The sequence below is a fragment of the Armatimonadia bacterium genome (assembly GCA_039679385.1).
Classification (GTDB): Bacteria; Armatimonadota; Zipacnadia; order Zipacnadales; family JABUFB01; genus JAJFTQ01.
In genome coordinates, this window is the sequence record JBDKVB010000050.1 from 35,770 (window position 1) to 57,395 (window position 21,626).

20 protein-coding genes are annotated in these 21,626 nt (G+C 64.4%); 14 read left to right on the top strand and 6 right to left on the bottom strand.

Translation table 11 applies throughout. The annotated features are described in order from the left end of the window. The first annotated feature begins 12 nt into the window (after positions 1–12). The 13 genes from ABFE16_04895 to ABFE16_04955 all read left to right on the top strand — a co-directional run bounded on the left by ABFE16_04895 (position 13) and on the right by ABFE16_04955 (position 14,671). Complete coding sequence (locus ABFE16_04895; protein MEN6344620.1) at positions 13–1,011, top strand: 2-hydroxyacyl-CoA dehydratase; 999 nt, start codon at positions 13–15, stop codon at positions 1,009–1,011. A gap of 148 nt (positions 1,012–1,159) precedes the next feature. Next, complete coding sequence (locus tag ABFE16_04900; protein MEN6344621.1) at positions 1,160–2,617, top strand: hypothetical protein; 1,458 nt, start codon at positions 1,160–1,162, stop codon at positions 2,615–2,617. Between the two features lie 144 nt (positions 2,618–2,761). Then, positions 2,762–4,744 (top strand): DUF6785 family protein, encoded by a 1,983-nt coding sequence (locus ABFE16_04905; protein MEN6344622.1) that lies wholly within the window; start codon positions 2,762–2,764, stop codon positions 4,742–4,744. 40 nt (positions 4,745–4,784) lie between these two features. Then, complete coding sequence (gene mtnP, locus ABFE16_04910; GenBank protein MEN6344623.1) at positions 4,785–5,540, top strand: S-methyl-5'-thioadenosine phosphorylase; 756 nt, start codon at positions 4,785–4,787, stop codon at positions 5,538–5,540. A gap of 46 nt (positions 5,541–5,586) precedes the next feature. Then, positions 5,587–6,375, top strand: a complete 789-nt coding sequence (locus ABFE16_04915; protein MEN6344624.1) for an HAD-IIA family hydrolase — start codon at positions 5,587–5,589, stop codon at positions 6,373–6,375. A 31-nt stretch (positions 6,376–6,406) separates the two neighbouring features. Beyond that, the gene (locus ABFE16_04920; protein ID MEN6344625.1) at positions 6,407–6,808 is read left to right on the top strand and encodes a hypothetical protein; all 402 of its coding nucleotides are present in this window, start codon (positions 6,407–6,409) and stop codon (positions 6,806–6,808) included. Positions 6,809–6,872: 64 nt separating this feature from the next. After that, the gene (locus tag ABFE16_04925) at positions 6,873–7,703 is read left to right on the top strand and encodes an amidohydrolase family protein (GenBank protein ID MEN6344626.1); all 831 of its coding nucleotides are present in this window, start codon (positions 6,873–6,875) and stop codon (positions 7,701–7,703) included. Between the two features lie 58 nt (positions 7,704–7,761). Continuing rightward, positions 7,762–8,601, top strand: a complete 840-nt coding sequence (locus tag ABFE16_04930; GenBank protein ID MEN6344627.1) for an amidohydrolase family protein — start codon at positions 7,762–7,764, stop codon at positions 8,599–8,601. Between the two features lie 379 nt (positions 8,602–8,980). Next, a complete protein-coding gene (gene guaA, locus ABFE16_04935) occupies positions 8,981–10,534 on the top strand; it encodes a glutamine-hydrolyzing GMP synthase (GenBank protein MEN6344628.1) in 1,554 nt (517 codons plus the stop codon). A gap of 2 nt (positions 10,535–10,536) precedes the next feature. Then, positions 10,537–11,094, top strand: coding sequence for a hypoxanthine phosphoribosyltransferase (gene hpt, locus ABFE16_04940; protein ID MEN6344629.1), 558 nt, complete (start codon positions 10,537–10,539; stop codon positions 11,092–11,094). Positions 11,095–11,234: 140 nt separating this feature from the next. Next, complete coding sequence (gene rho, locus ABFE16_04945) at positions 11,235–12,500, top strand: transcription termination factor Rho (GenBank protein ID MEN6344630.1); 1,266 nt, start codon at positions 11,235–11,237, stop codon at positions 12,498–12,500. 36 nt (positions 12,501–12,536) lie between these two features. Continuing rightward, on the top strand, positions 12,537–13,415 hold the full coding sequence (locus tag ABFE16_04950; protein MEN6344631.1) for a hypothetical protein: 879 nt from the start codon (positions 12,537–12,539) through the stop codon (positions 13,413–13,415). Between the two features lie 59 nt (positions 13,416–13,474). Next, positions 13,475–14,671 (top strand): glycosyltransferase, encoded by a 1,197-nt coding sequence (locus tag ABFE16_04955; GenBank protein ID MEN6344632.1) that lies wholly within the window; start codon positions 13,475–13,477, stop codon positions 14,669–14,671. A 32-nt stretch (positions 14,672–14,703) separates the two neighbouring features. On the opposite strand, the gene ABFE16_04960 is transcribed toward ABFE16_04955, so the two are convergent. The 3 genes from ABFE16_04960 to trxB are packed head-to-tail and all read right to left on the bottom strand — an operon-like array spanning position 14,704 to position 17,743. Beyond that, complete coding sequence (locus ABFE16_04960) at positions 14,704–16,257, bottom strand: glycosyltransferase family 39 protein (protein ID MEN6344633.1); 1,554 nt, start codon at positions 16,255–16,257, stop codon at positions 14,704–14,706. Further along, entirely contained in the window at positions 16,247–16,789 is a 543-nt protein-coding gene (locus ABFE16_04965; GenBank protein ID MEN6344634.1) for a tetratricopeptide repeat protein, read from the bottom strand. The genes ABFE16_04960 and ABFE16_04965 overlap by 11 nt, the downstream gene beginning before the upstream one ends. Positions 16,790–16,816: 27 nt before the next feature. Continuing rightward, the gene (gene trxB, locus ABFE16_04970; GenBank protein MEN6344635.1) at positions 16,817–17,743 is read right to left on the bottom strand and encodes a thioredoxin-disulfide reductase; all 927 of its coding nucleotides are present in this window, start codon (positions 17,741–17,743) and stop codon (positions 16,817–16,819) included. 206 nt (positions 17,744–17,949) lie between these two features. Here trxB and ABFE16_04975 point away from each other — a divergent pair, with 206 nt between their 5' ends. Then, positions 17,950–18,690, top strand: coding sequence for a hypothetical protein (locus ABFE16_04975; GenBank protein MEN6344636.1), 741 nt, complete (start codon positions 17,950–17,952; stop codon positions 18,688–18,690). A 96-nt stretch (positions 18,691–18,786) separates the two neighbouring features. Here the strand turns inward: ABFE16_04975 and ABFE16_04980 are convergent, their stop codons facing one another. The 3 genes from ABFE16_04980 to aroQ all read right to left on the bottom strand — a co-directional run bounded on the left by ABFE16_04980 (position 18,787) and on the right by aroQ (position 21,555). Then, the gene (locus ABFE16_04980) at positions 18,787–19,935 is read right to left on the bottom strand and encodes a copper amine oxidase N-terminal domain-containing protein (protein MEN6344637.1); all 1,149 of its coding nucleotides are present in this window, start codon (positions 19,933–19,935) and stop codon (positions 18,787–18,789) included. A gap of 109 nt (positions 19,936–20,044) precedes the next feature. Continuing rightward, positions 20,045–21,112 carry a Xaa-Pro peptidase family protein gene (locus ABFE16_04985; protein ID MEN6344638.1) on the bottom strand — a complete coding sequence of 356 codons (1,068 nt, stop codon included), beginning with the start codon at positions 21,110–21,112 and terminating at the stop codon, positions 20,045–20,047. Beyond that, positions 21,109–21,555: a type II 3-dehydroquinate dehydratase gene (gene aroQ, locus ABFE16_04990; protein MEN6344639.1), complete on the bottom strand. Its 447-nt coding sequence runs from the start codon at positions 21,553–21,555 to the stop codon at positions 21,109–21,111. Before aroQ ends, ABFE16_04985 begins: the two co-directional genes overlap by 4 nt. Positions 21,556–21,626: the final 71 nt, after the last annotated feature.

The following is a 21,626-nucleotide window of genomic DNA, read 5'->3' on the forward strand; positions in this document are numbered from 1 at the left end:
ACCAGGTGGGCTATGCAAGACCGTGTCGGGCTGACGACAACTGTCCCTGTGGAGGTGCTGCTGGCGGCCAAAGTGACGCCGGTCGACCTCAACAACCTGTTCATCAGCGACCTGCAGCGCGACGGTCTGGTGGCCCGTGCCGAGATGGACGGCTATCCACGGAATGTGTGCGGGTGGATCAAGGGGATCTACGCGACGGTGCTGGAGCGCGGCATCGACCGGGTGATTGCGGTCACCCAGGGCGACTGCAGCCAGACTCACGCGATGGTTGAGACCCTTCAGGCAGCGGGCGTCGAGGTCATCCCCTTCGCCTACCCCTATGACCGCGACCGCGAGTTGCTGCGCCACCAGATCCAGCGACTGGCCGAGCGTCTCGGCACAACCTGGGAGGCTGCGGAGCAGGCACGGGAGAGTCTCGTCCCCCTTCGTCGTCGACTGGCCGAGTTGGACCGGCTGACCTGGGAGGAGGAACTCGTCACCGGGGCTGAGAATCAGTACTACCTGGTGAGTGCGAGCGACTTTGCTTCAGACGTGGAGGGCTTTGCAGTACAGGTGGAGAAGACTATTGCACAGGCGCAGACGCGGCAGCCCTCACGGGGCCGGGTTCGCCTGGGTGTGATTGGCGTCCCGACCATCATCAGCGACCTGTACCCGGCGCTCGAGAAGCTCGGCGTGCAGGTAGTATTCAATGAGATCCCGCGGCAGTTCGCGATGCTTCCGTATCTGGGCTGCAAGCTGCTGGAGCAGTATGCACGGTATACCTATCCTTATGACGTCTTTGGGCGCATCACCGATGTACGTCAGGAGATCGAGCGGCGGCGCCTGGACGGGGTTGTCCATTACGTCCAGACTTTCTGCTTCCGCCAGATTCAGGACCTGCTGATCAAGCGCGAACTGCCGGTGCCGGTGCTGACGCTGGAGGGCGACAAGCCCGCAGTTTTGGACGCGCGGAATCGGCTGCGGATCGAGGCCTTCGTGGAGATGCTGGAGGCCCGACGGCGGAGAGGTTGAGGGATCAGGAAGAGCTCTTGTGCGTTCTGTTGTCGAGGAGTACGCACAAGGATGCACCCTTCCCCGGCACCGACCGGGGTGTCCGACAGATCAGTCCGGTTGCACAGCAAGGTAAGCCTGAACCATCTCTCCAAGCGAGGTGACCGACGTGAAACGAGCAGCGTGGGGAGCCAGAGCGGCAGTCGTGTGTCTGCTTCTGGCCCTGACTATCCCGGTACTGGCCCAGGAGGCGGGGAGCGACTTCGTCGGAACCGTAACACTGCGCAATGGTCAGTCCTTCTCCGGGGTCATCAAGCTTGCGGAGTTGGGCGTCGTGCTCGGCTCCGGTGTAGGCAACCTACTCCCCGGCTACGGCCAGATGAACCTTCAGGCCGGCGATCAGCAGGTCAGCATTCAGGCCCGCGACATCGCCAGCATTGAGGCAGACTGGGGCGACGGGGCCACCGGTTCCGATGCCCAGTGGAAGCTCAAGCAGGTCACCGTCCTGCGCAAGGATGGCACGAAGGTTACCGGTCAGCCGACCTGGCCCTTCCACTCCAGCACCCTCAGCATGGTCCTCGATAGTGGCGACGCGAAGCGCATCTGGGCCATCCCTCTCGAGCCCAAGAGCTTCTCCCCCGACAACCTGATCGCCACCATCACGATTGGCAAGGGAGCGGCACCAGTCGCACCGGCAGCACCTGCGGCACCCGCAGCTCCGGCGGAACCCGCGAAGCCAGCGGAACCTGCTGCTCCGGCGGCAACGACTCCGGCAGCGCCTGCGGCACCGGCAGCTCCAGTAGAACCCGCGAAGCCTGCAGAGCCCGCTGCGCCGGCGGCAACGACCCCGGCAGCACCCGCTGCACCGGCAGCTCCGGCAGAACCCGCGAAGCCTGCGGAGCCCGCTGCTCCGGCCGCCACGACCCCGGCAGCATCCGCGGCACCGGCAGCTCCGGCAGCTCCGGCAGAGCCCGCCAAGCCTGCGGAACCCGCTGCTCCGGCGGCAACGACTCCGGCAGCACCTGCGGCACCGGCAGCTCCAGCGGAACCGGCCAAGCCTGCAGAACCCGCCATCCCGCCGGTATCGGTCAAGAGCTCGCTGTCCTTCTCCAGCCTCACCGACGAGGCAGAGCAAAACCGCATCAAGGAGCTCGTGGCAGGCTATGCTCTGGACAAGGCTGTCGAGGTCACGAAGCAGGAGGACGGCGGCGTGGCGATGAGCTTCACTCTCGAGGACGTCTCGAAGTTCCCGGCGCTGGTCGAGGCCCTGCGGTACCGCGCCACCCCCGATGGCGGCAAGCAGTTGGTCTATGAGGAGCTCGGTCGCCAGGTCAGCGCAAGCTTCCGCACAGCGACCCTCAGCGGCGCAGTCAAGATGTCCATCACCTTCATGGTGACCCCGGGCGCCCAGTTGTTCGTCTCGCCGAAGGCGGGCGAAGAGCAGCAGGTAGCGCAGGACAAGATCGCCGCCGACGGCACGGTCGCCATGGATGTCCCGATCGTACGCGGCCAGGAATCCGTCTACGCGCGAACGGTGCTGGGCGAGGTCGAGAAGTGCATCAAGATCGACCTGTTCACCGGCGCAATCACAGAGGTTACCAAGGCCAACTACCAGGCCCAGAAGTAGCCTCTCTGACGAAAGTTGAGACAAGAGGGCCGGGCAGCACGTGCGTCTGCCCGGCCTTCTGTGTCTGGCGCATGCAGGCACTCCCCCGGCGTGCAGTCGCAGGACTGACGGCACGTACTCCCAACGCACCGCGATCCCGATTCCATGAAGACAGCAGCCTCCGCCTCTTCTGAGTCCTCCCGGGCCCTGACCGGCCGGGTCATCGTTCTCTTCGTCGTCCTCATGACCGTGATGGTCCTGTGGATCGAGACCTCGACCCTGGTCGTCGACAGCACCAGCTTCAACAGCCTCCAGCCCTCCATCAGCGCCGTGTTCATGCTCTTCGTGGTGGTAGCGGTTCTGAACCCGCTCCTGCGAGCGCTATGGCCCTCCGTGGCGCTGCGGGGACGGCAGTTGGTGATGCTGTACACCATGCTCATGGTGGGTTCGCCGATTGCCGACATCGGACTGGTCCACTTCCTGCTTCCCTCGATCTCCTCGTCGTACTACTTCCAGCGCCCGGAGAACAAGTGGGAGGATATGTTCGGGGAGTTCCGACCCGCGTGGGCAGCACCACAGGACGCAAAGGCCGTGCGCGAGTTCTGGGAATCAGGGGTGTCCGGGGTGCCCTGGGAGGTGTGGTGGCGTCCGCTGTCGCTGTGGCTGCTGTACAGTTTGAGCATGTTCGCGGTGATGGTGTGCCTGAACTTGATCATCCGCAAGCAGTGGGTGGACCGCGAACGCCTCACCTTTCCTCTGGTGTATCTACCACTGGAGATGGCCAAGGACGAAGAGGGTGAAGATGGGCGCTTGCGTCTCATCAACGGCTTCCTGCGCAACCCCTATACCTGGATTGGCGTGCTGATGGCAGCCATCCCCCACACCTTCCAGGGGTTGCATGTGTACAACCCGCAGATCCCCTTCATGGAGATCAAGTCCATCCCGATGAACAAGTACTTCCGGGAGCCGCCCTGGAACGCCATGGGGACTCTCACTCTCAACCTGTACCCGTGTCTGATCGGCTTCAGCTACCTGCTGACCACCGAGGTCGCCTTCTCCGTCTGGTTCTTCTACCTCTTCGGGAAGTTTGAGCGGGTGATTGGGCGAGCCCTTGGCTGGACCGGTGTCGGCCAGGCGGGGATGTCCATGTTCCCCTTCGAGGAGCAGCAGGGCATCGGCGCCTGGATCGTGCTGATCGTCTTCGGCCTGTGGATCAGTCGGCGCTACTACGCCGATGTGTTCCGAGCGGCCTTCGGCGGCACGGTCTCCTGGATGTCACGCGAGGATGCGGCTACCTATCGGTGGGCACTTCTCGGGGCCCTTGTCGGAATGGTCGCGATGCTGGTGTTCGCAGCCTACCTCGGCATGGGGCTCGTGGTGGGTGCAGTGTTCTTCATCCTCTACTTCGTCTTCGCAATGGCGCTGACCAGGATTCGCGCGGAGGCCGGTCTCGGATGTATCAGCGGCCCCTCGACGGTGCAAGAGTTCCTGGTGACGCTCGTCGGCACCAGCGGCTTCGGCCCGCGGAACCTGACTGCCCTGCAGCATTTTCACTGGCAGACGGTGGAGTTCCGAGGACCGGCAACACTCATGCCCTGCCAGCTTGAGGGGCTGAAACTTGCCGGGGAGAGCAAGATCAGCACACGTGAGACGGTGGCCGGAATGGGCATGGCCATCCTGTATACGGCGATCCTCGCAACCTACGTAATGATGACCGTGGTCTACCAGCACGGCGGCATCTCGATGAACAACTGGCGGTTCATGGATGTGCCGGTGACGCCCTACAAGCGCCTGGCTTCCTGGCTGACGACGCCCCAGCCGACCAATTGGCTGTCCCTGGGCTTCACGCTGCTCGGCGGCGCCTTCATGGCCTTCCTCACCTACATGCGCATCAGCCAGGTCTGGTGGCCCTTCCACCCCATCGGTTTTGCGGTGACCATGAGCAAGCGGACCGTCCATTGGACGTGGTTCCCGGCTTTCCTCGCCTGGCTGCTCAAGACCAACATCCTGCGCTACGGTGGCTACAAGCTCTACCGCAAGCTGCTGCCGCTGTTCCTCGGCCTCGTGCTGGGCGACTTCTTCATCGGCGGCGTCTTCGGTATCGCCGGGGCACTCATCCCACGACCCGGGTACTGCGTGTTCCCGTAGCCGGCGAAGCGGCGCGTGAAGGAAGACAGGTGGATCTGCTATGAGAATCGGAATCATCGGCGGAACGGGCGTGTACCAACTCGGGGACTCGGCGGTCGCTCCGGTCGCCGTCGAGACACCCTACGGTACAGCCCTTTTGGCACGAGTATCCCTGGGAGATCGGGAGCTTCTCTTCGTGCCGCGCCACGGTTCTCACCACCAGATTCCGCCTCATCGCGTGAACTACCGGGCTAACGTTATGGCGCTGAAGCAGGAGGGCTGCCGCTGCGTCCTTGCCACCAATGCGGTTGGCTCGATTCGCCGCGACCTCCCTCCGGGCCATCTTGTCCTTCCCGACCAGTTCCTCGATTTCACCCGGGCGCGCCCGCTCACGTTCTATGATGGTGAGGACAGCGGAGTGCGCCATGTGGATGTGACCGAGCCCTATTGCCCGGTCCTGCGCGACAAGACCGTGCAGGTCGTGACAGGCAAGGGCGAGCCCATCGAGAACGGGGCTGTCTATGTCTGCACCGAGGGGCCACGCTTCGAAACACCGGCCGAGATCCGCATGTTCAAGCAACTCGGAGGCGATCTCGTCGGGATGACCGGCGTTCCGGAGGTCGTGCTGGCTCGGGAGGCAGGCCTGTGCTACGCCACGATCTGCGTGGTCACAAACTACGCAGCGGGCATCGCAGACCAGCCGCTCACCGGCGGCGAAGTCGGCGAGTTGATGAGCCGACGTCTGCCCTTCCTGCGTGAGGTCCTCGTCGAGGTCGCACGGACGCTTGAGGAGGACTGGGAGTGCTCCTGCCCCTGACCTGCTGTCACTCGGCCCGTAGCCCAAAGGGAGACCGACGGATCCCGTGAGAACACCGCACGACTACCAGGCCTACCTGTTTGACCTCGACGGCACGATCTACCTCGGACCGGAACTGATCCCCGGGGCAGAGGCGGCTGTCGCTTCCCTGCGTGCAGCCGGGCGCAAGGTCATGTTCCTGTCCAACAAGCCCATCGCCACCCGGCGCTCCTATGCGGCGAAGCTGTCTGCGCTCGGAATTGCAGCAAGCGAGGACGAGGTGCTGAACTCCTCCGGTGCGATGGCCCACTACCTGGCGCAGGAGATGCCTGGTGCACGCGCCTACGTCATTGCCGAGGCCCCGGTGATTGAGGACCTGACGGCAGTCGGAATCCGACTGGTGAACGAGCCCGAGGAGGCCGAGGTCGTCGTGCTCTCCTGGGACCGCGACTTCACCTACCGCAAGCTCGACATAGCACTCCATGCGCTACGGAAGGGTGCGCGACTGCTGGCGACGAACCCCGATGTTGCCTGCCCGATGAAGGGTGGCGACTTCGTTCCCGACTGCGGGTCGATCGCTGCAGCGGTCGAGGCCTGCAGTGGCAGGAAGGTCGAGCTGTACTCCGGCAAGCCCTCACCTGTCATGGCCCGGCTGGCTCTGGACCGACTCGGCGTCCCTGCGGCGGAATGCCTCATGGTTGGCGATCGCCTGGAGACGGACATCGCCTTCGGACGGAACAATGGCATGGGGTCGGCCCTGGTCCTGACGGGGGCAGGTAGTCGCAGCAATCTCGGTGAATCAGCCCTGCAGCCGGATTTCGTGCTCGAGAGTGTGGGCGAGCTTACGCTCCCCTGATAGTCCGTTTCCTCTGAGGAGGCAAATTCCCATGCGAGGATTCATCATCGCACTTGCGCTGGCGCTGGCATCTGTTTGCGCCTGGGCGGCGCCGGCAGACACGGCTGTCGTCGGCATCGGCAGCGACACGCTGTTCACCGTGGCTTCGGGTGGCGGCATGACCGCGGCCGAACGTCAGCAGGTCGTTGCCCACCGTCTGGTCGAAGTGCTCAGCATTCTGCGGGCGGGGCAGGACCCCAAAGTGGAGATCAGGACCGAAGCAGGGGCACCCGTCCTCTATGCCGCCGGTCTGCGCCTGATATGTGTCACCCAACAGGACGCCAAGCTCCACCGTAGCACGATGGAGGGTATCGCCTTGGTGTGGTCGAAACACGCGGACATGCTGCTGCGGAAGGTCGCACCGGTCCAACAGCCGACTGTGGCCCCGCACTAGCTGCTTCCAGAGTCCTTGCGACACGCTGTTGTGTCGCCAGCGCTGAGTCCAGGAGAGTCCTGCCATGCTGATCGATTTCCATGTCCATCTCGCTGATACCGTGCCAGTGGGGTCGCTGAGGCGTCTGGAGATCTCGGTACACCAACTCATCGACCGCATGAACCGCGAGGGCATCGACAAAACGGTGCTGCTGCCGCTGGAGAGCCCGGAGGCCATCTCGGGGTACTACCTCACCCGCGATGCACTCAAGGACTGGGCCACGTACCCCGAGCGGCTCATCCCCTTCGTCAGCATCGACCCGCGGATGCCGAACATGTCGGCCCTGGTGAAGCTGTACGAGTCCCGGGGCTGCGTCGGCTTCGGAGAGCTCAAGAACGGTCTGGCCTTCGATGATCCGCTGAACAAGGCCATCTACCGCGAGTGCGACGAGCGTGGTTGGGCACTGGTGTTCCACAGCGACCCAACGCTCTGCTGGGACGAGGTCGGCCTGCCCCGACTCGAGGCCTGCCTCAAGGAGTTCCCGAACTGCAAGTTCGTGGCGCACGGTCCCGGCTGGTGGGCGGCCTTGTCCGGCGACGATGAGCGCAAGGGCGGCTACCCCAAGGGACCGATCGCTCCTGGTGGCGCCGCGGACCGACTGCTGGGCGAGTACCCGAATCTCTACGCCGACCTCTCGGCGGGCTCGGGCTACAACGGTCTCACTCGCGACCTGGACTTCACCCGCAAGTTCATCGACAACCACTGGCAGAAGCTACTGTTCGCCACAGACCTCATGTTCTGCGGGCAGCACCTGCCGCAAGTGCACTGGATCAACGAAGAGATCGAGCTGACGCCCGAGCAGTTCGACGCCATCAGCGGCAGCAACGCTCTGCGGGTCATTGGTATGGAAGCCTAGCACCCGCCGCCAAGGGCGCACGAAGACTTCCGCAAGCGACTGACCAGGGGGGCGAGACATGCTGATCGACTTCCACGTTCATCTCGGCGACACGGTCCCTCACGCCCTCAGCGGACGACGTGAGATGTCGGTGCACCAGTGGATTGACCGCATGGACCGCGAGGGCATCGACAAGGCTGTCCTGCTTCCCCTGGAAAGCCCGGAGGTCTGTCCGGGTTACTGGCTCACTCGTGAGGCGCTGGCGGCCTACGAGATGTACCCCGAGCGCCTGATTCCCTTCGTGAACATCGACCCGCGGATGCCCCAGATGCCGGAGCTGATCCGCCTCTATGAGAGCCGCGGCTGCTGCGGCTTCGGCGAGATGTACAACGGGCTGGCCTTCGACGATCCGCTCAACCGGGCGATCTATGCCGAGTGTGCCGACCGCGGCTGGGCGATGGTCTTTGACATGGGGCCGACCTACCTGTGGGACGAAGTCGGTCTGCCCCGGCTGGAGAGGTGCCTGAAGGAGTTCCCCGACTGCACCTTCGTCGGCCATGGCCCGGGCTTCTGGACGGCCATCTCGGGCGATGACAACCGCAAGGGTGGCTATCCGCCCGGCCCGATCACACCAGGCGGGGCTGTCGACCGGCTCATGATGCAGTATCCCAACATGTGGGCGGATATCTCAGCGGGATCGGGGTACAATGCCCTTACGAGGGACAAGGGCTACACACCGGGGTTCCTGGAGCGGCACTGGCAGAAGCTGCTTTTCGCGACGGATTTCATGTACGCCGGCCACCCCTTGCCACAGGTCGAGTGGCTGCGTCACGATGCACCGCTGGAGGAGAGTCAACGAGAAGCCATCGCCAGTGGGAACGCGATGAGGCTGCTGCGGCTGGAGTCAGTGGCTTGGTAGACGGTCTGCATCCCTTGAACTCAAGGGCTGGGATCGACAGATTCTGTTGACAAAGGCCAGAGGCGTTGCTATACTCGCGGTGACTTCAGCGGATCCCCCAGCGTTCCTACGCACTTCCCAGGATGTCGTTAGCCCTGATTCATTCCGAGGACACGAACCTCCCGAGCGCCGTCGCGCGCTCTTGTGAGACTTCAGGCATGCTCCGGCCTACACGCGGATTGCCCTCGCTAACCGGTGGTTCCGGATAGGGAGGCTTGGCCCTTTGGCAACGGAGGGCGCGTCGAGCTGGGCCCGCTCCCCGGTATGAGGCGGCGGACAGGAACCTATACCCCAATTCACCCGTAACAATGAACCCTCTTTGGGACAGGAATGAGCGTCAGTGACACAACGCCACGGGCATCGCGGCGAGCGCGTTCTCGTGCTCGACTTCGGCGCGCAGTATGTGCAATTGATCGTGCGCAAAGTTCGGGCTCAGAAGGTGTACGCCGAGGTCATCCCCTTCAACACTCCCACTGCCGAGATTCTCGCTCAGCAGCCAAAGGGCATCATTCTGTCGGGCGGCCCTGCCAGTGTCTACGAGGCAGGCGCACCGACCCTTGATCCCAAGCTGCTGGAGGCCGGTATCCCGGTGTTGGGGCTGTGCTACGGTCAGCAACTAATGGCACACCTGTTGGGGGGCACGGTCTCGCCTGGTGGCAGCCGGCGTGAATACGGCCGGCAGACGGCCCAGGTTCGGCAGGAGGACCTGCTGCTCAAAGGCTGCGGGCCCGAGATGCAGGTCTGGATGAGCCACGGCGACAAGGTCACGCAGACCCCGCCTGGGTTCGAAGTTCTTGCTTCCACGGAGCATTCGCCGGTCGCCGCGATGGCCGATCCCAAGCGCCACCTCTACGGCGTTCAGTTCCACCCCGAGGTCCAGCACACGCCCATGGGCGAGAAGCTGCTGGCCAACTTCCTGCTGGAGGTCTGCGGCTGCACGCAGGACTGGCAGACTGAGAACTTCATCGAGGAATCCGTCGCGTGGCTGCGGGAGACCGTCGGCCCGGACCGGGTTCTGTGCGCTCTCTCCGGCGGCGTCGACTCCTCGGTCTGTGCGGCTCTGCTCGACCGGGCCGTCGGCGACCACCTGCTGTGCATGTTCATCGACCACGGCCTGATGCGCAAGAACGAGCCGGAGGGCGTGCGCGAGCACTTCGGGAAGCTGCTGGGCGACCGCTTCGTTGGCATCGACGCCCGCGAACGTTTTCTGAAGCGGCTTGAGGGCGTCGAGGACCCGGAGCAGAAGCGCAAGATCATCGGCGAGACCTTCATCCGCACCTTCGAGGAGGAGAGCGCCAAGCTCGGCGACTTCAAGTACATCGCCCACGGCACGCTCTATCCTGACGTGATCGAGAGCGGCGGCGGCGCCACGGCCACCATCAAGACTCATCACAACGTCGGCGGCCTGCCCAAGGACATGAAGCACACGAATCTGGAGCCCCTCCGCTGGCTGTTCAAGGACGAGGGACGCGAGATTGGGTTGCGCCTCGGGCTCCCTGAGGAGATCGTGTGGCGTCAGCCCTTCCCCGGCCCGGGACTTGCAGTGCGGATTGTTGGCGCTATAACCCCGGAGCGGATAGAGATCGTCCGAGAGGCGGATGCGGTGGTTCGCGAGGAGCTGAAGGCAGCCGGCCTCGACCGTCAGATCGCCCAGAGCTTCGCAGTGTTCACCTCGATGCATACCGTCGGGGTCATGGGAGACGGCCGCACCTACGGCCATCCAGTTGTCGTTCGCGCGGTCGAGACCGATGACTTCATGACCGCCGACTGGGCCCGCATCCCCTACGAGGTGCTGGCCAGGATCTCCAACCGCATTACCAATGAGATCAGGGGCGTCAGCCGGGTCGTCTACGACATCACCTCCAAGCCCCCAGGCACCATCGAGTGGGAGTAGCTATGCCGGACGACTCATGTCCCTGGAAGAACGACATCGGCGACGTGCTGCTGACCGAGGGCCAGATTCGGCAACGGGTCCAGGAGCTGGCCGCCGAGGTTTCCGCCGACTATGCGGGGCAGCACCTTGTGCTGGTAGTTGCGCTTAAGGGTGCTGTTGTGTTCGCAGCGGACCTGATGCGAGCCTTGCAGGTGCCGCTATGCTTGGATTTCGTGGCCGCCTCCAGCTACGGCAGCGGCACCGTGTCCTCAGGTGAAGTGCGTGTGGGCTACGAGACCTGTGGTGACCTGAAGGGTCGCCACGTGCTGGTGGTGGAGGACATCGTCGACAGCGGCCGAACCCTGTCCGTCCTCGTTGCGTCCCTGAGGTCAAGAGGCGCTGCCTCGGTGAAGACGTGCTGCCTGCTCGATAAGCCCTCCCGCCGCGCTGTAGATTTCCGTCCCGAATATGTGGGCTTCGAGATACCCGACCACTTTGTGGTTGGCTACGGCCTGGACTATGCGGAGAGGTACCGCAGTCTTCCCTTCGTGGCAGTGCTCAGGCCGGAAGCGTATCAGTGAAGCCCTGTAGACAAACCCCATAAGGCGTATCTCGCCCTGGGCCGGGGATAGGTTCCTCGTGCCGAGGGAGGCAGCAAACGCACCCGCGTTGCCAGGACGGCACGTGTGCCGCCCCACCCTACACAATGTGATGTGAGAACATGCTCGAACTGGCAGACCTGCAGCGAAAGACGGTTGACGAACTCCGCAGCATCGCCTCGGACATGCAGATTCCGGGCTACTCCACGGCGCGCAAGCACGATCTGTGCATGAGGATCCTTGCGGGCCAGAGCGAAAAGAACGGCCACAGCTACCGCTATGGCGTTCTGGAGACCCTCTCTGATGGCCGTGGCATCCTGCGCACCAGCGGCTACACGCCCGATCCGGAGCAGGACGTCTACGTGGCCGACACGCAGATCAAGCGCTTCGATCTGCGCCACGGCGACCTGGTCAGTGGTCCGGTGCGCCCACCGAAGGACACGGAGCGATACTGGTCCCTGCTGCGCGTCCAGACGATCAACGGAATGCCGCCCGAGGCAGTGCGCGGTCGGCCCCACTTCGAAGACCTGACCCCGATCTACCCCATGGACCGTCTTCGGTTTGAGACCGAGAACCCAAGCAACACCACGGGGCGTATGCTGGACTTGGTGACCCCGGTAGGACGAGGGCAGCGCGGTCTCATCGTTGCGCCCCCGAAGGCCGGCAAGACGACAATCATCAAGCAGGTCGCCAACTGCCTCACCCAGAACTACGACGACATTCGGCTCATGGTGCTGCTCATCGACGAACGCCCTGAAGAGGTCACGGACATCGCCCGCTCGGTCGACGGCGAGGTCATTAGCTCGACCTTCGACGAGATGCCGGAGAACCACATGCGGGTCGCCGAGCTGGTCCTGGCACGCGCAAAGCGTCTCGTCGAGCAGGGCGAGGATGTCGTGATCCTGATGGACAGCATCACGCGTCTGGCCCGTGCGAGCAACCTGACCATTGAGCCCAGCGGCCGAACGCTGTCCGGCGGTCTTGACCCGGCGGCTCTGTATCGACCCAAGCGTTTCCTGGGCGCTGCCCGCAACATCGAAAACGGCGGCAGCCTGACCATCCTTGCGACTATCCTCATCGACACCGGCAGCCGAATGGACGAGATGATCTTCGAGGAGTTCAAGGCGACCGGCAACATGGACCTGGTGCTCTCCCGCGACCTGGCGAACCGTGGCACCTTCCCGGCCGTCGATATCGCCAAGTCCAACACGCGCCATCAGGAGCTGCTGTTCTCCGACGAAGAGATGCAGAGCGTGTGGCAGTTGCGCCGCGCTCTGAACGCGATGGAGACCGTGGACGCTACCGAGACCCTCATCCAGGGCCTGCGACGCACGAAGACAAACCAGGAATTCCTGAGCATGGCGATGGGGTCCTTCAAGCGCCGCTAGATGGCCGGACCTCCGGCCAGACGGGTGGGCAGACAGATGCTGAAGTTCTGGAAGTCCAGGCTCTTCAACCCCAGGTCAGTCACTGGCGTGCTCTGCCTTACGGCCTTGGCGGCCCTCTGTCTGGTCGGCTGCCAGCCAGCCCCCAAGAAGGACCCGGCGACGAGCGTGACCGAGCTTCGTCAGCAGATCGAGGCACTGCAGTTCGTCAACTCGCTGCAGTTGGATAGCAAGCAGCTTCCGGGCCTCGCCAAGGTCCTGCAGCAAGCCTCCGTCGACCGCCAGAAGAGCGAGGACGAGAAGGGCAAGCTTCTGAGCCAACTCGTGCCGCTGCTGCAGCGCCGCCGGCAGGAACTGCTGTCGGATACAGCCGATGCCGCTCCCAAGCATGAGGCAGCGCCAACCAGCGACCGGGGCGGCGCAGCGAAGACCAACTCGCCCGGGGCCGTCTCCCTGGATGACGAGATTCGCGGCCTTGAGGCGAAGATGTCTGATCTTGAGTGGCCCACTGCCGAAGCCGTGAAACGGATTGCCGCGCAGTTGCGAGGCGTCCTGAACGAACAGCAGATCGCCCTTGCGGCCGGCGAGCTCGACGCTCGCATCCAGGCCACACAGATGCTTGAGGGGTACCGGCAACTGCCGCAGGAAGAGTTCAGCTCCGAGATTCGGCCCTTCGCGGAGGAACTGGTGTCGCGCGGTTCGAGCATGACGGCCGAGCAGGTTCAGGCGCTGTTCACAGAGGCACGGTCCCTGACGGAGCCGGAGTACAAGGCGAACAAGGACAAGCTGGTGCGCCAGTTGGAGCCGCTCTTCGCGCCGGCCGGCGAGGCGCAGGACCAACTGCTGGTCGATGTGTTCGCCCATCCGCAGGTGCTGCAAGTTCTCGAGATGAAGGCCAAGGGAACGCCCAGCAAATAGGGACCGGCGGAGAACACCGTCAGGCACCGCCCGATCTGCTCTACCGGAGACCGCCCGCCGTGCGCATCGCGATTTTCACGAACACCTACCATCCGACCCTCAACGGCGTCGCCAACTGCGTCGATGCCTATCGACGTGGTCTGGAGTCCCGTGGGCACGAGGTCTACATCTTCGCGCCCTGCCCCGGCGACTATGACCCCGAGACCGACCCACCGCGGGTGCTACGCTTCCCGGCCGTCCCAATGCCCGGCGACTGGGACTATGACATCGCCTTCCCCTACTCGAAGCCCGTGCTGAGCGCTCTGCGCGAGACCGGCTTCGACCTGGTGCACACCCAGCACCCGATGTGGGTGGGCGTCTGGGGAGGCTGGTTTGCTCGCTGGGCAGGTCTCCCGCTGGTCACCACTGTGCATACCGAGTACGAGCTCTACGCTCGCCTTGTTCCGCTCCCTGAAGCCCTCGTCGATGCCTACCTGAAGACCAGCGTCACCAGCTACCTGAACAAGGCCCAGGTTGTGACTACACCCGTGGCCTCGGCACGGCAACGTCTGCGAGCCCAGGGCGTTGTCTCCCCCATCGAGATCGTCCCAAACCCGATCGAACTCGATAGGCTACCACAACCCGAGGGGCCGCGGATTCGGCAACAACACAACCTCGCCCCCGACAGCTTCGTCATGGGCTTCATCGGACGGCTGTCGCCGGAGAAGGACCTGCCGACAGTGCTGGAGGCAGCGGCCAAGGTGATGGCCCAGAACCCGCGCGCCGTGTTCCTGATGGTGGGAGATGGAGCCGAACGCCGGGAGCTGCAGACCTTCGTCGACGACCTGGGGATCGCCGACCGTGTGACCTTCACCGGCGTCGTGGAGCATGAGGACGTCCCACACTATCAGGCAGCCTTGGACGTGTTTATGACCGCCAGCATGAGCGAGACCCAGCCGCTGTCGTACACTGAGGCGATGGCGGTCGGCACCCCGGTGGTGGCGGTTCGAGCGCCGGGCGCGCAGGACATGATTGAGCATGGGCAGACGGGGCTGTTGAGTGATGCGGAGGAGGGTGCCGAGGGCCTTGCGACCCAGGTGCTGCGCCTCATGGAGGACCCGTCTCTGAGCTCGGGGATTACACAGCGGGCCCTGCAGCATGTTCGCAGCTATGACCTGTCGGTGGTCACCGACCGGCTGCTCGCAGTCTACGCCCTGGCGCAGGAACGGCACAAGGCTGAGGAAGAGCCACCCCGCCGCAAGCGCCGCACGTCCTGACTCCCCTGTTGTCCCTCACTCTCGCCGAGGTATCACGGCGCTCGCTTCTGCGTGGGCTCCGGTGGCGTGAACAGGTACACCCTCACGTAAGCCTCTTCGACTGGCCGGTGCAGGACCGCCTCGCGGATTCTGCGGTCCAGGGTCTCGTAGGGCATGAAGGAGAGCACCTCAACGCGCGACGCCCGCGGCGTAAGCTGCTCGATCGTCTCACCTTGCAGACGCCGCGCCTCCCCTGAACCACGATCCCTGGCGATAAGCCACAGTCGAGTCCCGCAGCGTGGCCACTCCTGTACAGGCACCAACGCCTCCGGGAAGAAGTCCGGACGCCCGACGATGAGGTTGGGAAGGCTCCCGTAACGCTGCGGCGTGCTGTCGAAGTAGGAGAGGACCAGGTCGGAGGGTTGCTGCCGGGCCTCGATCGCCCCCACGATCTCGCGCCAGGGCACCGCATAGGCGGGGTTGAGGAACTGGCGCCCGAGGTAGTAGTTCGCCAGCCCGTAGACATCCGCTACCAGGAACAGGGCGATCGCAAAGGCACGAAGGCCTCGGCGCTGCAGACCCGTGAGTCCGACGGCGAGCACCAGATAGGCCAGGGGTGCGGCGAAGATGGCCGAACGGGCGGTGCTGTTCAGCGGCTCGCTGCGGGCCACGAAGGCGACGACCAGCGACACCGTGACCACGGCCAGAGGCCAGGCCCACACCACCAGTGGCCAGCCCTCGACACTCGACGTGCCCTCCCGCCTGATCCCACGCAGAAGGGCAAGCAAACCCACCAGCAACGCCGGAACAGTCAGGTAGATCCGCCAGGGGTCGGTGGTCTCCCCCATCAGAAGCGAGTAGACAGGGAAACCGAGCATGACAACGAGGTTGCGCAGGAAGTTGGCATGACCGGCCGCCTCAATCGTCGAGATGCGCTGGGCCGTCGCCGGCAGATGCAAGCAGAGGTAGACGAGGAAGGGCAGATAGGGCAGTGCACAGATGATCAGCCGAGGGAGCTGACGGCGCTGCCAGGCCCGCCAGGCGCAGAGCAGCATCAGCGGCGCCAGTAGCACTGAGGCCGAGTAGCTGACCGTCAGCAGCCCCAGGCAGGAGAACCCCAACAGCAGCCAGTGGCGCCAACGGCCCTGCTGCAGGACCAGCAACGCGGCGTAAGCGACCAACAAGGCAGCGGCCGTCACCAGCGAGTAGAACCGCGCCATCCGGAAGTAGAGCACGACGAAGGGCGACAGCACGAAGAGCCATTGCCCCAGCAGGGCCTCAGGCGCTGGGACGATCAGCCTGGAGAGGCGCAGGAGCAGGAACCAGGCCAGGAACGCCCAGGGCAAGGAGAAAGCTCGCAGAGCCAGGTCAGAGTCCCCAAAGAGCTGCTTCCACTCGAACAGGAGAAGATAGTACGCGCGGGGGTGAAAGGCGTCGTAGGTGTTGTTGAGGGCGACCACATGACCGGCGGTGACGACCTCGTCAGTCCAGAACTCGCGGCTGCCCAGAGCAGGGATCAGGAGGAGGGCAAAGACGACCAGGGAGCCCAGGCTCAGCAGGGCTCCCAGACGAGAGGGCGGGCCAAGGGGCGACGGTTCAGCCTGCATTGGCACCGGCTCGCTCGAGTTGCTCGACCAGGGAGCGGTAGCGAGGGTTCTCGGGCTCAAGCTGGAGTGCACGACGAGCCGACGCGAGGGCCTCCGAGACCCGTCCCAGCCGCGCCCTGCAGAGGGCCAGTCGAGCGTGGACATCGGCGAGGTCGGGCAGGGCCTCAGCCACGGTCACCAGCTCTGTCTCGGCCTGCTGCCATTGCCCTGCGTACAGGTAGGCCAGCGCGAGCGAGAAGCGCGTCTCATGGTCCTCGGGCTTGTCGACGAGGTGGTTGCGGTATTCGAGCACGATGTCCTGCACGGCCTGCGTAAGCGGTCGCGGCTCAGCAGAGGGTGCACCGGACGTCGCAGCGTGGGTCGGGGCACGTCGGGTGCCCTGGAAGCCACCACGTGAGCCCAAGCCGTCGTAGGGCCCCGGGCGCGGAAGCTTCCCGCGCTCGTTCGGAACCGGCTCGCCGCATCGGGCGCAGTACATAATGTACCGCGGGTTGTAGGACTGCCCGCAGTTCGGGCAGATCAGCAAGGGCATAGTGCCCTCTCCGGTCCGTGGTAGGCCTCAGCGTGTCCGCAGGACGTACTGCCAGGCCGAGTAAGCAGCAATCGACGCGTCTCCGACCGCCGTGGTGATCTGCCGCAGCGGTGTGTTGCGGATGTCCCCGGCGGCGAAGATGCCCGGCGCCGAAGTCGCCATGTTACAGTCGGTCACGATGAACCCGTTCTCGAGCGCAACCACGCCGGCAAGCCAGTCAGTCTGCGGCTCGTGACCGATGGCGACGAAGACACCGTCGAGCGGGATGTCGCGCTCCTCCAGGGTGTTCTTGTTCTGCACCCGCAGACCACTGACCTCGCCGCTGCCCAGGACCTGCGTGGGAACCGAGTCCCAGACGAATTCCAGGTTCGGGCGAGCGAAGGCGCGCTCCTGCAGAAAGGCCTCGGCACGGAGCTCCTTGCGACGGTGAACCAGGTAGACCTTCTCGCACAGGTCGGACAGGTAGACGGCCTCGTCGACTGCGGTGTTTCCGCCACCGATCACGGCCACGGTTTTGCCGCGATAGAACATCCCGTCACAGGTGGCGCAGTATGAGACACCCATCCCGAAGAGCTCACGCTCACCAGGGACCTTGAGATGCCGTGGCGATGCTCCGGTCGCGACGACAAGCGCCGTCGTCAGGATCGGGCCCTTCGAGGTCGAGAGCAGCCAGCCCTTGTCCTCGCGCTGAGCGCCCTGGGCGACACCGAGAAGGAAATCCACCTCGAGGTTCTGGGCTTGCTGGTGCACTCGCTCTGCCAGCTCGATACCACTGATGCCCTCGGGAAAGCCCGGGTAGTTTTCGATGTGCGACGCCGTAGCCGTCTGCCCACCTGGAGCAGCCTTTTCGAGCAGAACCAGGTCGAGGTTGTAGCGCTTCGCATAGATCGCTGCGGTGCAGCCGGCCACACCGCCGCCGACTACCACCAGCTCTTTGGTCATGTTCGTGGCCACGCTGCAGGCCCTCCACGTTCACTCCCGGCCGGCGGTCCACTGCAAGCACGGCCCTCGCACACGATCGACCAGACGGCGATGATGGCGACGGGGAGCTACGGTTAGTGTATGATATGGGGGAGTTTAGCACACCGCTTGCCGCGCGGCAACTTGCACGCCGTCCAGAGCGACCTGTGCCCCCGGCACTACCTCCAGGGAGTGAGCCCATGCCCCGATTTGTGATCTTGTCCGGCCCGTCGTGCATCGGCAAGAGCCCGCTTACCAAGGCCCTCGCCAGGCTGTACCCCGGGCTGTGGGAGACACTGCAAGCACCCGTTCTGTACAACTGCCGCGAACCACGACCGGGCGAGCGGGACGGAGTGGACTATCATTTCCGGTCGCGCGAGTTCCTCGAGAGCCTGCGCGGTCGCGACGGCTACGTAGTGCTGGAGGTGCGAAAGGACATCCAGGCACTGGCCCTGCAAGACCTCCAGGCCGTTCTTGCCTCGGGCAAGGATGCCTTCTTCGAGGGCAACCCGTACATCGCCTCGGCGCTGATGGAGGCTCCAGAGCTTCGCGAGACACCGATCGTGTCCTGCTTCCTGTCTCCCCTGTCGCGTGAAGAGCTGGTGATGCTCCAGGAGCGGGCACCTGAGGAGGTATCGCGCATCGTCACAGACGTGATGCGCCGCAAGCTGCTGCGCCGCACTCAGCGGCAGAAGGGGATACTCTCGCTGCGAGACCTGGAGGACATCGAGGCGCGTTGTGGGGCCGCCTACAAGGAACTGGCGTATGCCTGGCGCTTCGAGTGGGTGCTGCCGAACCATGACGGGGAAGACAGCGAGAACTGGGACGCCTTCTACTACCCACTGGGGGATGCACGCCGCTGCCTGGAGGACTTCGTCGCACTGATCCGCCAGGAGACGCCGCGACATGGCGAGAAGTGGGAGGGAACCCTCCTTCGCTGAGTGCCCGGCGCGGCAACGCCATCCCGGAAACCAAAGAGACGCCCCGCAAGGGGCGTCTCCGCGTTTGCCATGGTAGGTCGCCGGCCAGTGGTCAGCCTAGCGCTGCTCTTTGTCCAGGGTCATGCCGCCGACCGTGATATCGAAGTGCTCGTGGATGCCGGAGACGACGGACACGTAGGTCTCGAAGTCCTCGCCCTGCCGTGACCAGACGGTAGCCCGGTAGGTTCCTGCCGGCAGGTAGACTGGCCCCATGCCACTGAGACCGCGGACCTGGAAGTCAGCGCGGAAGCCGTTGCCCTGGAAGAGAATGTGGATGGGCAGGCCACTATGGTTGTCGAAGCTCAGTCGTCCCGGCTCGGCACCGAAGGTCGTGCGATAGCCGGCCGCGTTGGTCATCCAGGGGTAATCGCGTCGCTCGATAGCGTAGCCCGGCTGCGGAGCGTAGACGTACGCTCGGTTCTCCGGCTTGCTCCACTCGACGTAGATGTTGAAGAGGCCGCAGAAGGCTCGCGCCGGAACGTAAGCCAGGCCGCCGCGGGTGATGACCGGGTCCTTGAGGTCAACGGGGACGTTGTTGACCTTGACGATCTTGCTGCCGGGGACTACGCGCACGGTCTTGTCGTTGCGGTAGACCTCGACGTAGTCCGACTTCGGCCCCCAGACGAGCCGGCCACCGATGTGGCGCAGCAGGTCGGTGAGGGTTACGTACATGCGGTCGCTGCTGATGAAGGGATGACGCTCGACGTCTCCCTCCTGACCGTTGAACCAGATGGCCTCCTGCGAGAGCCGGGCACGATACAGCTTCTCGAAGGGCGGCGCCGGTTCGTCGGGCGTGACCTTATCAAAGGCGCCCAGGACAGCAGAGCCTCCCTTGTTTGCTACCTGAATCTGCAGGGAGCCGGTGCTGATGAAGAGCCCGCCCTTGCGATGGGCCTCGATACGCAGGGCGTGCTCACCATCTTCGAGCTTGGTGGTATCCAGCGCGAAGGTGGGGTTGGCCTCTGTGGACTCGAGCTTGACCTGGTCGTCGACAAAGAACAGCAGCTTGTCGCAGGCAGGCTTGAGGGGTGCGGGAGACAGGACGAGAGTCCCGCGCACCGCCGGTCCTGCTGCAGTGTCGAGGATGGCGTCGTCGGCTTGGAGCTGGATCGCCAGCGGCGCGCCGCTGTCCAGAATCCTGGAGTCGGCGAAGCTGGGGACGACCAAAGCAACGGCGCAGAGGCAGAGAATGAGGTGCTTGGGCACGGTTGGGTTCCTCCCGGGCACGGCGCACCGAGGCTCAAGATGCCTTGGGCTTTGTTGTGAGTATAGCATACGGCCGAATCGGATGTCAAAAAAGGTGCGAAGATCAACTCTATCGGAGCTGGTACTTCGATGCCTGAGTCAGCACCTCACAGCCCGACTTCGTGATCACAACGCTGTCCTCGATCCTCACGCCGCCCCAGCCCTCGAGGTACACCCCCGGCTCGATGGTGATGACCATCCCCGGTTCCAGCACGTCTTCGCTGCGAGGGCTCACTCTGGGCAGCTCGTGCACTTCCAGCCCGACCCCGTGTCCGAGGCCGTGGCTGAACTCGTTCACGAACCCGCTCCGACTGAGGCTCTCGCGAGCGATTGCGTCCAGCTCGGCCGCTCGCATTCCAGCCCGTGCAGCCTTCACGGCCGCCTGCTGCGCGTCATACACCGCCTGGTACACTTCGCGCGTCGTCTTGTCCGGCTTGCCGACCACGTAGGTTCGCGTGATGTCCGAGCAGTACCCGCCGGCCTTCGCGCCGCAGTCGATAGTGACGACCTGGCCACTCTCCAGTACACGGTCGCCCGGGCGCGCATGCGGAAGAGCAGCGGATGGTCCGAAGGCCAGAATGGTCTCGAAAGCCATGCTCTCTGCGCCGTCGGTGAGGGCCAGGTGCTCCAGCTCCCTGGCCATGTCTCGCTCGACCTTCCCGGCCTTGAGCTTCCGCGCCACGCGCTCGAGAGCGCCGTCCATGATCTGTGCCGCATGAGCCATCTGGGCGATCTCAGCGCGATCCTTCACGGCCCGCAGGCGCTCGATGACCTGGCGAGTGGGCACCGGGTCAAGCCCGCCCACCTGGCCGGCCAAAGTCTCGAAGCCCGAGTATACCAGGTGGTTCGCTTCGAAGGCTACACGCTTGGCCTCGAGCTTCCGCAGGTGCTCGGCGGCGCCGCTCAGGTGTCCCTCGCGATGGTGATAGACCTGCCAGCGCCCGGGAACGGAGGCTGCCTCGATCTCATAGCGACGATCGGTGCTCAGACCATCGCGGGCACCGATCACCAGCACTCCCTCGCCGCGGAAGCCTGACAGGTAGAACACGTTCGCCGACGAGGTGACAACGAAGGCGTCGCAGTTGTTCTCGGCGAGCCACTGGCGCAGCCGCCGTCTCCGGGGCGCGCAAGTCGTCATCGAGACCCTCGCTCGACCAGCGAAACGGCAGCCCGAAGCGCCAGCACGTAACTCATGGACTGGAAGCCCGCGATGACTCCCACGCAAGCCGGAGCAGTGACCGACTTCTCCCGCCACTCCTCTCGCGCCCAGATGTTGCTCAGGTGTACCTCAATAGTCGGGAGCCTAACGGTCATCAGTGCATCGCGCAGGACGACACTGGTGTGCGTGTAGCCGGCAGGGTTAAGGATGATGGCGTCCGCCCAGCCATGGGCCTTGTGGATCGCCTCGACCAGCTCACCCTCGAAGTTCGACTGCATGATGCGCAACTCCACGCCAAGCTCCTCAGCCACTTCGCGCAGCATTGCGTTGATCTCTTCCAGGGTGTGGCTTCCGTAGATCTGCGGCTCACGCATCCCCAGCATATTGAGGTTGGGGCCGTGTACGACCAACACTCGCGGCATGTGCGCCCTCCCTCCGAATCACGAGAGACCGGGACAGGTGGGCTGCTTGGCTTCGGTCCAGCCTGACCTCG